This is a genomic window from Streptomyces sp. A 4/2 (genome assembly GCF_940670765.1).
In the GTDB taxonomy this organism is placed as follows: Bacteria; Actinomycetota; Actinomycetes; order Streptomycetales; family Streptomycetaceae; genus Streptomyces.
Map to the genome: position 1 here is coordinate 168,345 of NZ_CALNVW010000049.1, position 13,820 is coordinate 182,164.

Below are 13,820 nucleotides of genomic sequence, written 5' to 3' on the forward strand. Positions count from 1 at the left end.
ATGACCCCCGCCGCACCACGCCCCCCACAGGGCGGCGAGTTCTACCGCATCGCTCTGCCCAGTACCGCCAACGCCCCTTGCATCGCAAGGGACTTCGTGGCGTCGCTGCTCACCGTCAGCTGTCATCGCGGGCTCGTCGACGACGCCCGGCTCTGCGTCACGGAGGTGGTGACCAACGCCCACCGCCACACCCGCACGCCCCGGATCCAGCTCTGCGCGACCGTCAACCGCAAGCAGGTCACGGTCTCCGTGGCGGACAACGCACCTTGGTTCCTTCCGGTGTTCACACCCTCGGGTACCGGCGACGAGTTGGAGTGCGGGCGGGGCCTGATGCTGCTCGACCGGCTGGCGTTCGCCTGGGGGTGGACCCTGCTGGGCGGCTGCGCCCCGGACCGTAAGGCCGTCTGGTTCACGCTCGCGCGGGCCGGGGCCGAAGGGGCCGATGAGGTCGGTACGGCCGCCTGACCTGCGCATACAGGTCGAGTGCGGTCCCTTGGCAACGCAGCGGGACTCCGTAGCTCGTTGGAGTGGAAGCGCTGGGCTGATCCCTGCGGAGCGCAATCACTCTGTATACCTATGCCTACGGAGGGTTACCTACACGGTGACCCGTCAGCCAAGGAGCAAGCGCGTGAAATTCCGTACTTCTGTGTGTCTCGCGGCCGTATCGGCAACGCTCGTTCTCGGCGCGGGAAGCGCGTTCGCGGCCCCGGCTCTCACCGCGAGCCAGGCCGGGACCGCCCGGGTCAGCACCGCGCGTCCCGCCAGCGACACCATCATTCGGCCGCGCGCCACCATCTGCAAGAACCAGGCGTGGACCTCGGGCAACGGCCGGGCCGTGCTCCGCATGCAGGAGGACGGCAACTTCGTTCTCTACAAGGACGGCCGCGCCGCCTGGCAGGCTCCCGGCACCTGGTCGCACGGCAACTGCGCGGTGTTCCAGGAGGACGGCAACTTCGTCGTCTACAACTCCGCCAACCAGCCCGTGTGGGCGGCCGGCACCTGGCACAAGGGCGCCTACCTCGCCATTCAGGACGACGGCAACGTCGTCGTCTACAACAGCGCCCGTCAGCCGGTCTGGGCCACCAACACCGGTGACTAGTTGAGCCGTTCCCGGTCCTGCGCGACGTGCTCCTGACACCGCGCGGGGCGGGAAAGGGGTGGCGGGCCGTTCGGCCCGCCACCCCGGTGCACCGTGGCTGTCTGCTACTTGACGATCGTGATCCGGTCCGTCGCCGACGGCGCGATCGGCGCGGACGCCGAGGAGTTCGCCGCCAGGTAGGCGTTGAAGACATCCAGGTCGGACGCGCCGACCAGCTTGTTCGTGCCCTGGCCGAGCGCCGCGAAGCCGTCGCCGCCGCCCGCGAGGAACTCGTTCATCGCGACGCGGTAGGTCGCGGCCGGGTCGATCGCCGTGCCGTTGAGCGCGACGGTGTTCGCGACGACGCGGTCGGCACCGGTCTTCGTCAGGTCGAGGGTGTAGGTGAGGCCCTTCGACACCTGGAGGATCTTCGGTGACTGCTCGTTGGCGCCGCTGACCTGCTGCTGGAGCGCGGTGATGAGCTGCGCGCCGGTCAGGTCGACGACGTTCATCATGTTGGTGAACGGCTGCACGGTGAACGCCTCGCCGTACGTCACCACCCCGTCGCCCTCACTGCCGCTCGCCTTGTAGACGAGGTCGGAGCGGATGCCGCCCGGGTTCATGAAGGCCAGCTGCGCGCCGCCCTTGTCGGCCGGGGCGAGGCCCGCGAGCTGCGCGTCGGCGATCAGGTCGCCGAGCGGGGTCTCGGGCGAGGTGTCGCCGCGGCCGTTGATGTCCGCCGAGATGAAGCCCTGCGGCTTGTCGGCGATCGGCGCGGCCAGCGCGTTCCAGCGGGAGATCAGCGAGGTGATGTCCTTCGCCTTGGGCTGGTCGCGGCTGACGATGTGGTTGACGGCCGTCGGGGCCTGTCCCGGCTTACCGGGCTTGCCCGCCTTGACCGCGGTGCGCACGATGTCGTTCGTCCTGAGGTCGTACGTCAGCGTACTGTCCGTGTACAGCCGCCCGAAGGACGCCGCCGAGGTCACCATGCGGGGGTTCCCCGCCGGGTCCGGGATGCTGCACACGTACGCCTGGTGGGTGTGGCCGGTGACCAGCGCGTCCACCTTCGGCGAGATGCCCTTGGCGATGTCGACGATCGGGCCGGAGATGCCGTCGCCCGCGCCGGGCGAGTCACAGTCGTAGTTGTACGAACTGCTGGCGGGCATGCCGCCCTCGTGGATCAGCGCCACGATCGACTTGACGCCCTGGCGGTCGAGTTCCTTGGCGTACTTGTTGATCGTCTCGATCTCGTCGTGGAACTTGAGCCCCTTGACGCCGTTCGCGGTGACGATGTTCGGCGTGCCCTCCAGCGTCACCCCGATGAAGCCGATCTTGACGCCGTTCTTCTTCCAGACCGTGTACGGCTTGAGGATCGGCTTGCCGGTCTTCTCACTCGTCACGTTGGCAGCGAGGTAGGGGAAGTCCGCGCCCTTGAACTTCTTGCCCTTCTCGAAGCAGCCGTCGGTGGGGTGGCAGCCGCCGTTCTGCATCCGGGCCAGCTCGGTCGCGCCCTCGTCGAACTCGTGGTTGCCGACGGAGGTGACATCGAGCTTGATGTCGTTGAGCGCCTCGATGGTCGGCTCGTCGTGGAAGAGCCCGGACAGCATCGGGCTGGCGCCGATCATGTCGCCGCCCGCCGCGGTGATCGAGTACGGGTGACCCTTGCGGGCGGTCCGCAGCGAACTCGCCAGATACTCCGCGCCACCGGCCGGGATCGCCTTCACGGTCCCGTCGGGCTGCGTCTCGTTGACCGTGCCCGAGGAACCGGCGGGCGGCTCCAGGTTTCCGTGCAGGTCGTTGAAGGACAGCAACTGCACGTCGACCGTGGGGTCGGGCTTGGGCTCGTGCTGCCCGTGGTGGCCGTGCCCCGGCCCGTGCCCCGGACCGTGACCGTGGTCCTGCGCCGCGGCGGGCATCGCGGCGACGAGCGCACCGACGGTGGCGAGCCCGGCAGCGGCGGCGAGGATGCGCCGGGTGCCGCGGGTTCTGTGAGGTGTGGCTGACATTCGTCCCCTTGTGAGTTCTGTGTGAAGGGTGAGGGGTGCGAGCGGCAGCCTAGGGTCAACGCGCGTAGCGCGACAGGGGGAACCGGGTTACGAGCTGGTTTCCGTTCGGGTCCTTGCGGGGATCCGAGCCGCCACCGCACCGGTACGGAACCGGTCAGGGGCGGCGGTTGTGGGTGCCCGGGGTGTAGCCGAAGGCGCGGCGGAAGACGTCGATGAAAGCGCTGGTGGAGGACCAGCCGCAGTGGCGGGCGACCGAGGTCACCGGCACGTCGTCGGCCAGCATGCGCAGGGCGTAGTAGAGACGCAGCTGGGTGCGCCACTGAGGGAAGGTCATGCCCAGTTCCTGGCGGAAGAGGCGGCTGAGGGTGCGTTCGCCCGCTCCCGCCGTGGTGGCCAGGGCGGCCAGGGTGCGAGGGTCCGCGGGATTGTCGTGCAGGAGGTCGCAGACGGCCACGAGCCGGGGGTCGGTGGGGGCGGGCAACTGGACGGGTTCCTGCGGTGAGGCCCGCAGTTGGTCGAGGAGGACCGCGCGCAGGCGCAGCCGCTCGGGGGTGTCGTCGTGGGGGTCCCTGGTGAAGGCGAGGATCAGTTCGCGCAGCAGCGGGCCGACGGCGAGGACCGTGGGGGCGCCGAGGCCCAGGGGATTGGTGTCGGGGGGCAGGCCGAGCAGGTGCAGGGCGAGGTGGCCGTAGGCACGGTGGGCGTGCACACATCCGGCGGGGACCCAGATGGCCCGGGTACCGGGAGCGAACCAGGTACCGGCGTCGGTGGTGACGGCCAGGACACCGGAGCCCGCGTAGATGATCTGGTGCTCGTCGTGCCGGTGTGCGTCGATGCTCTCGCCGGGAGCCAGCGTCCGGGTGCAGGTGGTCGCTTCGGGAGTGTGGCGGATTTCCGGCATAGGTTGGCACCTTAATGGAAGCGCGCCAGGACGTGCCCTGGCGACGATGGCACGGTGTCGACCAAAACGAACCAGACCGTGAACCGGACCGCCGACCGGACCGCACGCCCCGGGCCCATCACCCTGCTCTCCCTGGGGCACGCCTGCGTGGACATCTACCAGGGCGCGGTGGCGGCCCTGGTGCCGTTCTTCGTCTCCGAACGCGCCTACTCCTACGCCGCCGCGTCCGGCATCGTGCTGGCCGCGTCCCTGCTGTCCTCGGTGGTCCAGCCGCTGTTCGGGGCCCTCACCGACAAGTGGGCCATGCCGTGGCTGCTGCCGGTGAGCACGCTGGTGGGCGGTGCCGGGGTCGCCCTCGCCGGGGTCAGCGGCTCGTACCCCCTGACCCTGGTGGTCGTCGCGGTGTCCGGCATCGGAATCGCCGCCTACCACCCGGAAGCCGCCCGCGTGGCACGGGGCGTCAGCCGTGGCAGCCACACCGCGATGGGCTGGTTCTCCCTCGGCGGCAACCTCGGCTTCGCCGCAGCGCCCCTGCTGGTCTGGGGCGTCATGGCCACCGGCGGTCTGCACGCCTCGCCCCTGCTGATCGTGCCCGCCCTCGCCGGTGCGGCGCTGTGCGTGGCCGCGCTGCGGGGCGTCAAGGCCTCGGCCCCGGCGACGGTGTCCACGCACGCGGACCGGGCCACCGGCCGGGACGACTGGGGGTCCTTCCTGAAACTGTCGGGGGCCATCGTGTGCCGCTCGATCGTCTTCGTCGGGCTCAGCGCGTTCATTTCGCTGTACGTGCGCCAGCGCACCGGAGGCGGCGAAGTCGCCGGTACGGCCGCGCTGTTCGTGCTCTACCTCGGTGGCGCGGTGGGCACCGTGGCCGGGGGGAAACTGGCCACCCGCCACGGCCGTGTCCCGGTCGTCCAGTGGTCCTACGCGCTGACCGTCCTCGCCGTGGCCGGTGTGGTCCTCGTTCCCGGCCCGCTCCTCTATGTGTGCGTCGCCCTCACCTCGGCCGGACTGTATGTGCCCTTCTCCCTGCACATCACCCTCGGTCAGGACTACCTGCCCCGGCGCGTGGGCACCGCCAGCGGCGTCACCCTGGGCCTGGCCGTCAGCGTCGGCGGCGTCGCCAGCCCGGTCATCGGCGCCGTCGCCGACGCCACCTCCCTGCAGACCGCTCTCGCACCGCTGATCGCGCTGCCCGCGCTCGGCTCGCTGCTCCTGTTCACGCTCAAGGAGCCGGCGGGGCTCGAAGGGCCCACGGGGCTCGAAGGGCCCACGGGACTCGAAGGGCCCACAGGACTCGAAGGGCCCACAGGACTCGAAGGGCCCACAGGACTCGAAGGGCCCACAGGGCCCGCAGGACCAGGAGGGCCCGGAGCGGCTACCGGCGGGCCGTCGGCCTCCGCGCAGCCGGAACCCGCCGTGGACCCGACGATCCGCCCCTGAGCACGGCTCCACGAACGCGTCACCCCGAGTCCGAACGCCCTTGAGTTCGCTCGCCCCTGGGTCCGCCCTCGTGGGAACCGGCCCGCCGCAAGTCCCCGGACGCCCGTCCCCGTACACCCGTCCCCTCGCGCCCGTCCCCGTACGCTCGTCCTCATGACGAATGCGCCCGCAGTTCCCGCCTCCGGCCGGCAGATCCAGACCCTCGACACGCTCACCGCCGATCAGGAGCAGGCCGTTCGCGCGCTGCTCGCCGAGGCCGCCCGTACCGATGGACAGCAGGCCGTCTCCGAGCAGGGGCGGCTTCAGCTGCGGGGCGGGCGGCGGGAGGGGGTGCAGCACTTCCTCGTCACCGTCGACGGCACCCTCACCGGGTACGCCCAGCTGGAGGCCACCGACCCGGTCGAGGCGCCCGCCGCCGAGCTGGTCGTGCACCCCTCGCACCGTGGACAGGGGAACGGGCGCGCGCTCGGTTCCGCACTGATGGCGGCCTCCGGGCGGCGCCTGCGGGTGTGGGCGCACGGGGGGCACTCCGCCGCCCGCCATCTGGCGCAGGTCCTCGGGCTGGCCAAGTTCCGTGAACTTCGGCAGCTGCGGCGGCCGTTGGTGCCGCTGGACATTCCCGAGCCGGTGTACCCGGACGGGGTGACCGTCCGTACTTTCGTCCCCGGTCAGGACGATGCCGCCTGGCTCGCCGTGAACGCCGCCGCCTTCGCCCACCACCCCGAACAGGGCGCCATGACCCAACGCGACCTGGACGACCGCAAGGCCGAGTCCTGGTTCGACCCGAAGGGGTTCTTCCTCGCGGTACGGGAGGAGGACGGCGAGGTCGTCGGCTTCCACTGGACCAAGGTGCACACCGACGAGCAGCTGGGCGAGGTGTACGTGGTCGGCATCCGCCCCGACGCGCAGGGCGGCGGCCTGGGCAAGGCACTCACCGCGACCGGGCTGCACCATCTCGCGTCGGAGGGGCTGCCGACGGCGATGCTGTACGTCGACGCCGACAACCCGGCTGCTCTCGCGGTGTACGAGCGGTTGGGGTTCGTGACGCACGAGGTGGATCTGATGTACCGGTCGGAGTCGTGACCGTGGGCGCACGTCGCCGGAGCAAGTAACCCGGGGCGCGCGTCACGGGGCGAGTGACCCGGGCGTGCGCGTCGAGGACCGAATGGCTCACCGCACGCCGCTGGTTCACCGCGCACGGAAACGCCCTCCCCACGCCCTCCCCCTGCCTTGGCGCACTCGGGGGAGGGCGTTTCCGTGTGCGGTTGACAGCAGCCGCCGCCTTGCACCAAGCTTTCACTACTCAATTAGTGAAAGGGGGGTGAGTGATCGAGTTCCGCATCGACCGCCGCAGTGGCGTCTCGACGTACCTCCAGATCGTCCAGCAGACCAAACAGGCCCTGCGCCTGGGCCTGTTGGTCCCCGGCGACCAGCTGCCGACCGCACGCGCCGTCGTCGAGGCCACCGCCATCAATCCCAACACCGTCCTCAAGGCCTACCGGGAGCTGGAGCGCGAAGGCCTGGTCGAGGCCCGGCGGGGGATGGGCACCTTCGTCCGCAAGTCCCTCGGCAGGACCACCCCGGACGACCCGGCTCTGCGGGCCGAACTCACCGCGTGGGCGGCCCGAGCCCGTGCGGCCGGGCTGGAGAAGGACGACGCGGCGGCGCTCTGCGCATCCGTACTCGACGACTGCTTCGACGCCACCACCACCACAGCCACAGCCACAGCCACCGACGACAGCACCGGCACCAGAGCAGATGACCGCTCCAAGGGGGACGCACAGAAATGACCGGCACCGCGATCGAGGCCACAGGCCTCGGCAAGACGTACGGCAGGCGGCGCGGCTGGGCGCTGCGGAACTGCTCCTTCCGGCTGCCCGCAGGCCGTGTCTGTGCGCTCGTCGGGCCCAACGGCGCGGGCAAGTCGACCCTCCTCGCCCACGCGGCGGGGCTGCTCCGGCCCACCGAGGGCGCCGTTCAGGTGCTCGGCCACACGCCCGGCGCCGCGCGTGAGCGGATCGCGTACGTCGCCCAGGACAAGCCGCTGATCGGGCAGTTGACCGTCGCCGACACGCTGCGGCTGGGGCGCGAGCTGAACCCGGCCCGCTGGGACACGGCGACCGCCGAGCGGATCGTGGCGGGCGGCAAGCTGGACGGGGGCGCCACCGTGCGTACGCTCTCCGGCGGCCAGCGCACCCGGGTCGCCCTCGCGCTCGCCCTGGGCAAGCGGCCCGAGCTGATGCTGCTCGACGAACCGATGGCCGACCTGGACCCGCTCGCCCGGCACGAGCTGATGGGCACCCTGATGTCCGAGGCCGCCGAACACGGCACGACGATCGTGATGTCCTCGCACGTCCTCGCCGAACTGGAAGGCGCCTGCGACTACTTGCTGCTGGTCGAGGGCGGCCGGATCCGGCTGGGCGGCGAGACCGACGACCTGCTGTCCGCCCATACGCTGCTGAGCGGACCGGTGGCCGAGCTGGCCCCGCACACGGTCATCGAATCGCGGACCACGGGCCGTCAGATGACCGCGCTGGTACGGCGGGACGGACCGGTCGCGGGCGACTGGCAGAGCATGGAACCCTCCCTGGAGGAGCTGCTGCTCGCGCACCTGCGGTCACCGGACGCGCCTCTTCTGCTCACCCCGAGCGCGGAGAACCGTACGGCGGTGACGGCATGAGCGCGCTCGCCCCGAGCGGCCCGGCCTGGGTCGCGGTTCGGACGCACCGCAGGACCCTGTGGTGGGCGCTCGGACTCACCGTACTGGCGGTGGCGCTGCTGGTCGCCGTGCGGCTGTGGTCCACCCATCTCGCCGACGAGTTCGCCGGCAGCGGCTGCCCGATCCGGCTGTCGGACGGCACCTGCTCCGACAACACCTGGTTCATCGCGAGCAGCGAATGGACCTACAGCCAGCTGATGGCGAAGGGCAGCGCGGTCATCGCCCTGCTGCCGTTCCTGGTCGCCGCGTTCGTCGCGGGACCGGTGGTCGGACGCGAAATGGAGTCCGGCACCTACCGGATGCTGTGGACGCAGTCCGTCTCCCCCGTCCGCTGGTTCGCGGTGAAGCTCGCCGTACCGGCCGCCATGGCCCTGGCGGGGTCGACGGTCCTGATCGGCGCCTACCGCTGGGCCTGGTCCACCGGTCCGGGCCACGGTGGACCAGGCATGGAGTGGTACGACATCGACGTCTACACCGCGATCGGCCCGGTCGGCATCGCCGCCACCGTGCTGGCCGTCCCCGTCGGCGCCCTGATCGGCCTGCTCGTCCGCCGCACGGTCTCCGCCATGGTGAGCGGCATGTTCACCCTCGGGGTCCTGCTGTACGTGCCCGCCAACTTCCGTGGCAACTTCTGGACGACCCGCACCGTCACAGGAAGCCTCGCCGACGGCTACCCGCCGTACGACGGAATGGTGCTCGGCGACGGCGCGCTGACGTCGAGCGGTGCACAGGTGAGCGACCCGATGTGTGTGGACGACAAGGCGTGCCTGACGGCCCATCACATCGTCGGCTACTACCGAACCTCCCAGCCCGCGTCGCACTTCTGGCAGCTCCAACTGGTGGAAACGGGCATCCTGCTGGCCCTGGCCGTCATCGCGGCGGCCCTCGTACTGCGCATCGTGAAGAGGACGACGGCATGAGCGCGCTGAGCCTGCGCGGGCCGGCCTGGGTGACGGCCCGGGAGCATCGCGGTACCGGATGGTCCTTCCTCATCTTCCTGATCGTCGCGACGGGCACCGTCATCGCACTGCGCACCGGGGCCGGTGACCTGCCACGTACCGGCGGGACCGGCACACCGCCCGCCGACGCGCAGGCGCCGCCATGGCTGACCACCGTCGTCGCCGTGGTGGGCGGTGCGCTGCTGCTCCTGCCGATGGCCGCCGGGGCGTTCATGGCGGGCCCGGCGGTCGGCCGGACCCTGGAGCGCGGCTCGTACCAGCTGCTGTGGACCCAGTCCGTGACACCGGTTCGCTGGCTGGTGGCGCAGTTCGTCGTGCCCGCCTCGGCGCTCACCGCGGGATCGGCCGTGCTCATCGGCTGCTACCGCATCGGCCGGGCCCGGGTGATCGCCGAGGAGACCGACGCGTTCACCTGGTACGACGGAGCTGTCTTCCCCACGCTGGGGCCCGTCACCGTGGCGTACACACTCCTCGCGCTGGCCGTCGGCGCGCTCGTCGGGCTGCTGCTCCGGCGCGAGGTGGCGGCGATGGCTGTGACCCTGGCCATCGCCGCGGGGTTCCTCGTCGTCGGGGCGCGGGTGCGGGGGCTGCTGTGGCCCGGCCCGAACCCGAGCGGCACGGAGCATCCCGCGTCGTCCCACTTCTGGCCCCTCCAGCTCATGGAAACGGGCATCGTGCTGGCCATAGCCGCCCTCGTGACCGCCGCCGCCTTCCAGGTCCTCCGCCGCAAGCACGGCTGAACCCGGCAGGCACCCCGGCGCCGGGCTCTCCGGCGTCCGGGTGGTTCCGGGGCCGGGGGGCTCCGGAACCACCCGAGGGGGCGGCCCCCGGCGGTCCCGGCCCCGCATCCCGGACGTCATGTCCCCGTTACCCGTCATTCAGACGCGCTTGCGACCCTCACGGAATGCAACCCGCCACCGCGCCCGCCGACCCTCCTGCGCGGAACAATGGACACATGAGCCAGCAGCCCAGTGCAGAGGTCCCGGTCCAGCACCTCCAGCCCTCCGTCGGTTCGATCGCGGCGCACCGCCCGCACACCGTCGCGACGGCCGGTCCGGACCTGGATTCGGGCGTCGACGCCGATGTCGACACGTACGACGCGGACGGCGACAGCACCGAGCTGCCCTCGGGCCGCTTCCTCGACCGGGAGCAGAGCTGGCTCGCCTTCAACGAACGGGTGCTGGAGCTCGCCGAGGATCCGACGACCCCGCTCCTCGAACGGGCTAATTTCCTCGCCATCTTCGCGAGCAACCTGGACGAGTTCTTCATGGTCCGGGTGGCCGGGCTCAAGCGCCGCATCGCGACCGGTGTCGCCGCCCGGTCCGCATCGGGTCTCCAGCCCCGCGAAGTGCTGGAACAGATCTGGACCAGATCCCGTGAGCTCATGGCCAGGCACGCCGCCTGCTTCCAGCAGGACGTCGCGCCCGCCCTCGCCGACGAGAGCATCCACCTGATCCGCTGGGACGACCTGACCGACAAGGAACAGGCCAGGCTCTTCACCTTCTTCCGTCAGCGGATCTTCCCGGTACTGACCCCGCTGGCCGTCGACCCCGCGCACCCGTTCCCGTACATCTCGGGGCTCTCGCTCAACCTCGCCGTGGTCGTCCGCAACCCGGTCAGCGGTCACCGCCACTTCGCCCGGGTCAAGGTGCCGCCGCTGCTCACCCGGTTCCTGGAGGCGTCGCCGCAGCGGTACGTGCCCGTCGAGGACATCATCGCGGCGCACCTGGAGGAGCTCTTCCCCGGCATGGAGGTGCTCGCGCACCACATGTTCCGGGTCACCAGGAACGAGGACCTGGAGGTCGAGGAGGACGACGCGGAGAACCTCCTCAAGGCCCTGGAGAAGGAGCTCATGCGGCGGCGTTTCGGCCCGCCCGTCCGGCTGGAGGTCGAGGAGTCCATCGACCCCTACATACTCGATCTGCTGGTCCGCGAGCTGAAGGTCTCCGAGGCGGAGGTCTATCCGCTGCCCGGCCCCCTCGACCTCACCGGACTCTTCGGCATCGCGTCACTGGACCGGCCCGAGCTGAAGTACCCGCCGTTCATCGCGGGCACCCACCGCGACCTCGCCGAGGTCGAGTCGGCGTCGGCGCCCGACATCTTCGCGGCGCTGCGCGAACGGGACGTACTGCTGCACCACCCGTACGACTCGTTCTCCACCTCCGTCCAGGCCTTCCTGGAACAGGCCGCCGGCGACCCCGACGTCCTCGCCATCAAGCAGACGCTGTACCGGACTTCGGGCGACTCACCGATAGTCGACGCGCTGATCGACGCCGCCGAGTCCGGCAAGCAGGTGCTCGTCCTGGTCGAGATCAAGGCCCGGTTCGACGAGCAGGCCAACATCAAGTGGGCCCGGAAGCTGGAAGAGGCGGGCTGCCATGTCGTCTACGGCCTGGTCGGGCTGAAGACGCACTGCAAGCTGTCGCTCGTCGTCCGGCAGGAGGGCGACACCCTGCGCCGCTACTCCCACGTGGGGACCGGGAACTACCACCCCAAGACGGCCAGGCTCTACGAGGACCTCGGCCTCCTCACCGCCGACCCGCAGGTCGGCGCCGACCTCTCCGACCTCTTCAACCGGCTGTCGGGCTACTCCCGGCGCGAGACGTACCGGCGGCTGCTGGTCGCCCCCAAGTCGCTGCGCGACGGGCTGATCACGCGGATCGACAAGGAGGTCACGCACCGGCGTGCGGGCCGCCCCGCCTACGTACGCATCAAGGTCAACTCGATGGTCGACGAAGCGGTCATCGACGCCTGCTACCGGGCCGCGCAGGCCGGGGTGCCCGTCGACATCTGGGTGCGCGGCATCTGCGCGATACGCCCCGGCGTCACCGGGCTCTCCGAGAACGTCCGGGTCCGCTCGATACTGGGGCGCTTCCTGGAACACTCACGGGTCTTCGCCTTCGGCAACGGCGGCGAGCCCGAAGTCTGGCTGGGCAGCGCCGACATGATGCACCGCAATCTCGACCGCCGCATCGAGGCCCTGGTCCGCGTCACCGACCCGGCCCACCGCGCGGCACTCAGCCGGCTCCTGGAGACCGGCATGTCCGACACCACGTCCTCCTGGCACCTGGGCGCCGACGGCAACTGGACGCGCCGCGCGACCGACGCCGAAGGCCGGCCGCTGCGCCATGTGCAGGAGATGCTCATCGACGCCCGGAGGCGCCGCCGTGCGACCCCTTGATGTTCCGCGTGACGTTCCCCGGAGGCTCCGCCGTGCCACGCCCTGACCCGACAGCCACGGCGGGCGAACTGCTCTCCTGCTATCTGCACGACCAGGCCGCGGAGTTCCTGCGCAGCCTGCGCACCTACGCGGACGGGGACGAGGAGGCCGCCCGCACCCTGCGCCGCTCGGCCCGCCGCATCGGCGGCACCCTGCACACCTTCCGTACGCTGCTCGACCCGGTCTGGGCCGATCAACTGCGGTCCGAACTGGCCTGGTTGTCCGGCGCGCTGGCCCGTGAGCACGCGTACGCGGCCCGGCTGGCCCGGCTGCTCGACGCGCTCGGCCGGCTCTCGGACGGCCCGGCCGCGCTGCCCGCCCCGCGCGCGGAGGCGCCCCATCCGACCATGGCCGTGGGGGCCGCGCGGGCCGGGGCGCTCCTGGAGCGGCAGTTGACGCTGGCCAGGACCCGCGCCCACTCCGCGGCGCTCCAGGCACTGGGCTCGTCCCGCTTCCACGCGGTCGCGGACGCGGTGGCGCTGCTGGCGTCGGAGGTGCCGTTCGCCCCGACGGCGGCCGTCCGCGCCGACGACGCCCTGCCGCCCGCCGCGGACTCGGCGGGCCGCAAGCTGGCGGACGCGGTCGCCGCGCTGCCACTGCACCTGGCGGCGCACCCGTACAACGCGGAGGGGCTGAGCGATTCCCAGGACGCCCCCTGGCACCAGGTCAGACTGCTGCTGCGGCTGCACCGGTACGCCCAGGAGGCGCTGTACGCGGACCGCGACAGCCGACCGGGCCCGGACCTGCGGCTGTACGGCGCCGGGCAGGCGCTGGACCTGCACCGCGAGGCCGCCGAAGCCGCGGCGGCAGCGGCGTCGGCGGCCCGCACGCCCCGGATCGCGCCGGCGACGGCGTACGCCCTGGGGGTCCTGCACGCCGACCAGCGCCATGAGGTCGAGGCCGCCCGGTACAGCTTCCAGCAGACCTGGCAGCGCACGGCGGTGACGACAGCATGACGAGGAGCGATCCGGTGCGCGGTGGCAGCCTCGTGCCGTCCGACGACGGCACCGCGGGCTCCGGAGCCGCCGACGACACGGTCCTGGCGGCCGGGTGCGTGCTGTGGCGGCGCGGTGCCTCCCACGGGGACGGCGCCGGCGGGCTGGAGATCTGCCTCGTGCACCGGCCCAAGTACGACGACTGGTCGCACCCGAAGGGCAAGCTGAAGCGCGGCGAGGACCTGCTGTCCGCGGCCCGGCGCGAGGTGCTGGAGGAGACCGGTCACCACTGCGCCCCCGGTGCCCGGCTCGCGACCGTGCGGTACGCGGTGAACGGGCGCCCCAAACAGGTCACCTACTGGGCGGCCGAGGCGACGGGCGGCGGCTTCGTCCCGAACAGCGAGGTCGACCGGGTGAGCTGGCTCTCCCCGGCGGACGCCCGCGACCGGCTCACCCGGCCACGCGACCGGGAGCTGATCGACGCGCTGCCCGAGGGGCTGGGCTGACGGCGGCAGGCCGGGCCGACGGTGCCGGGCCGACAGCCGTGGGTCAACAGCGGTAG

Annotated in this window: 13 protein-coding genes; 11 read left to right on the plus strand and 2 right to left on the minus strand. The window is 71.6% G+C overall.

Annotated features, from left to right (window positions below; all coding sequences use genetic code 11):
- Complete coding sequence (locus NBY69_RS32610; RefSeq protein ID WP_250305554.1) at positions 1 to 465, plus strand: ATP-binding protein; 465 nt, start codon at positions 1 to 3, stop codon at positions 463 to 465.
- A gap of 163 nt (positions 466 to 628) precedes the next feature.
- Positions 629 to 1,099 carry a hypothetical protein gene (locus NBY69_RS32615; RefSeq protein WP_250305555.1) on the plus strand — a complete coding sequence of 157 codons (471 nt, stop codon included), beginning with the start codon at positions 629 to 631 and terminating at the stop codon, positions 1,097 to 1,099.
- Between the two features lie 104 nt (positions 1,100 to 1,203).
- On the opposite strand, the gene NBY69_RS32620 is transcribed toward NBY69_RS32615, so the two are convergent.
- Both NBY69_RS32620 and NBY69_RS32625 read right to left on the minus strand, forming a co-directional pair.
- Positions 1,204 to 3,084, minus strand: coding sequence for a bifunctional UDP-sugar hydrolase/5'-nucleotidase (locus tag NBY69_RS32620; RefSeq protein WP_250305556.1), 1,881 nt, complete (start codon positions 3,082 to 3,084; stop codon positions 1,204 to 1,206).
- A gap of 154 nt (positions 3,085 to 3,238) precedes the next feature.
- Positions 3,239 to 3,985 (minus strand): helix-turn-helix domain-containing protein, encoded by a 747-nt coding sequence (locus tag NBY69_RS32625; protein WP_250305557.1) that lies wholly within the window; start codon positions 3,983 to 3,985, stop codon positions 3,239 to 3,241.
- A 117-nt stretch (positions 3,986 to 4,102) separates the two neighbouring features.
- On the opposite strand from NBY69_RS32625, the gene NBY69_RS32630 reads away from it, so the two are divergent.
- The 9 genes from NBY69_RS32630 (at position 4,103) to NBY69_RS32670 (ending at position 13,764) form a co-directional block, all read left to right on the plus strand.
- A complete protein-coding gene (locus NBY69_RS32630; RefSeq protein WP_250305602.1) occupies positions 4,103 to 5,425 on the plus strand; it encodes an MFS transporter in 1,323 nt (440 codons plus the stop codon).
- A gap of 153 nt (positions 5,426 to 5,578) precedes the next feature.
- Positions 5,579 to 6,508 carry a mycothiol synthase gene (mshD, locus tag NBY69_RS32635; RefSeq protein WP_250305558.1) on the plus strand — a complete coding sequence of 310 codons (930 nt, stop codon included), beginning with the start codon at positions 5,579 to 5,581 and terminating at the stop codon, positions 6,506 to 6,508.
- A 242-nt stretch (positions 6,509 to 6,750) separates the two neighbouring features.
- Positions 6,751 to 7,215, plus strand: coding sequence for a GntR family transcriptional regulator (locus NBY69_RS32640; protein ID WP_250305559.1), 465 nt, complete (start codon positions 6,751 to 6,753; stop codon positions 7,213 to 7,215).
- The gene (locus NBY69_RS32645; RefSeq protein ID WP_250305560.1) at positions 7,212 to 8,105 is read left to right on the plus strand and encodes an ABC transporter ATP-binding protein; all 894 of its coding nucleotides are present in this window, start codon (positions 7,212 to 7,214) and stop codon (positions 8,103 to 8,105) included. The genes NBY69_RS32640 and NBY69_RS32645 overlap by 4 nt, the downstream gene beginning before the upstream one ends.
- Positions 8,102 to 9,064: an ABC transporter permease gene (locus tag NBY69_RS32650; RefSeq protein WP_250305561.1), complete on the plus strand. Its 963-nt coding sequence runs from the start codon at positions 8,102 to 8,104 to the stop codon at positions 9,062 to 9,064. The genes NBY69_RS32645 and NBY69_RS32650 overlap by 4 nt, the downstream gene beginning before the upstream one ends.
- Positions 9,061 to 9,843, plus strand: coding sequence for a hypothetical protein (locus NBY69_RS32655; RefSeq protein WP_250305562.1), 783 nt, complete (start codon positions 9,061 to 9,063; stop codon positions 9,841 to 9,843). The genes NBY69_RS32650 and NBY69_RS32655 overlap by 4 nt, the downstream gene beginning before the upstream one ends.
- Positions 9,844 to 10,058: 215 nt before the next feature.
- Positions 10,059 to 12,284: an RNA degradosome polyphosphate kinase gene (locus NBY69_RS32660; RefSeq protein WP_250305563.1), complete on the plus strand. Its 2,226-nt coding sequence runs from the start codon at positions 10,059 to 10,061 to the stop codon at positions 12,282 to 12,284.
- The gene (locus NBY69_RS32665; RefSeq protein WP_374211364.1) at positions 12,284 to 13,279 is read left to right on the plus strand and encodes a CHAD domain-containing protein; all 996 of its coding nucleotides are present in this window, start codon (positions 12,284 to 12,286) and stop codon (positions 13,277 to 13,279) included. The genes NBY69_RS32660 and NBY69_RS32665 overlap by 1 nt, the downstream gene beginning before the upstream one ends.
- On the plus strand, positions 13,276 to 13,764 hold the full coding sequence (locus NBY69_RS32670) for an NUDIX hydrolase (RefSeq protein ID WP_250305565.1): 489 nt from the start codon (positions 13,276 to 13,278) through the stop codon (positions 13,762 to 13,764). The genes NBY69_RS32665 and NBY69_RS32670 overlap by 4 nt, the downstream gene beginning before the upstream one ends.
- Positions 13,765 to 13,820 lie beyond the last annotated feature (56 nt).